Raw genomic sequence first — 1,576 nt, forward strand, 5'->3', positions numbered from 1 at the left:
GAAGTCACCGAGCTGTTGGTCGAGCTGAGTCCAGTAGAGAGCGAGCCGATGCCGGTCGAGGTCGAAGTCGACAAGGACGCGATCGAGCTATTGGCCGAGGACAAGCCGGTCGATGTCGAGGTGGACAGCGAAGTCACCGAGCTGTTGGTCGAGCTGAGTCCAGTAGAGAGCGAGCCGATGCCGGTCGAGGTCGAAGTCGACAAGGATGCGATCGAGCTGTTGGCCGACGACAGACCGGTCGACGCCGAGGTCGACAGCGAAGTGACGGAGCTGTTGGTGGAGCTCAGGCCGGTAGAAAGCGAGCCGATGCCGGTCGAAGTCGAAGTCGACAAGGACGCGATCGAGCTATTCGCCGACGACAGCCCCGTCGATGCGGACGTCGACAGCGAAGTGACGGAGCTGTTGGTGGAGCTCAGGCCGGTAGAAAGCGAGCCGATGCCGGTCGAGGTCGACGTCGACAAGGATGCGATCGAACTATTGGCCGACGACAGACCCGTCGATGCGGACGTCGACAGCGAAGTGACGGAGCTGTTGGTGGAGCTCAGGCCGGTAGAAAGCGAGCCGATACCGGTCGACGTCGAAGTCGACAGGGAAGCGATCGAGCTGTTCGCCGACGAGAGGCCGGTCGAAGTCGATGTCGAAAGCGAGCCGATCGAGCTATTGGCCGACGACAGACCGGTCGACGCCGACGTCGACAGCGAAGTGACGGAGCTGTTGGTGGAGCTCAGGCCGGTAGAAAGCGAGCCGATGCCGGTCGAGGTCGAAGTCGACAAGGACGCGATCGAACTATTGGCGGACGACAGCCCTGTCGACGCCGACGTCGACAACGAAGTCACCGAACTGTTGGTCGAGCTCAGCCCCGTGGAAAGCGACGTAATGCCGGTCGACAGCGACGAGATCGCGCTGCTGGACGACGACACGGTCGTCGACAGCGAATCGACGACCGAATTGGTTGCGAACAGCTGCGAGCCGTTGATCGCGTCGGTGCTGGTCGCGGTGATCCGGCCGGCCGCGACGTTGGTGATCTGCCGCTCGGCGCCCGGCGCGCCGACGCTTACTACGCTCGCCGGATTGCCGCCAGCGAAGGTTTGCGTCGTACCGCCCAGCGTGCCGGTCGGCGTCGGGTTCGGTGCCGCGGTGACGGAATTGCTGCCGAGCGCCACGTCGTTCGTGTTGTTGGCGACCGCATTCTTGCCGAGCGCGATAGCGCCGTTCGCTTTCGCAGCCGCGCTGTCGCCGACGGCAACCGCGCTTGCGCCCGCGGCGCTCGCCTTCACGCCTGCGGCCAGCGAATTGACGCCGGTTGCGCCGTCGTTGTTGTAGTTGGCCTGCTGCGTGCCGCCGTCGTTGACGCTGTAGTAGTGCGTTTTCGCGGCTTGAATGGCGGTCGACGTCGACGTGGACAGCGACGAGATACCGGTCGAAGCGGAAGTCGAAAGCGACGCGATCGAACTATTGGCCGACGACAAGCCGGTCGATGCCGAGGTAGACAGCGAAGTCACCGAGCTGTTGGCGGAGCTCAGCCCGGTAGAAAGCGAGCCAATCCCGGTCGAAGCCGAAGTCGAAAGCGACGTGA

1 pseudogene is annotated in these 1,576 nt (G+C 63.8%); it reads right to left on the minus strand.

Annotated elements, in window-relative coordinates:
- A pseudogene (locus BUB20358_RS27890) lies at window positions 1-1,576 on the minus strand (ESPR-type extended signal peptide-containing protein); the annotation flags it as partial.

This window comes from Burkholderia dolosa (assembly GCF_902499135.1).
GTDB lineage: Bacteria > Pseudomonadota > Gammaproteobacteria > Burkholderiales > Burkholderiaceae > Burkholderia > Burkholderia dolosa.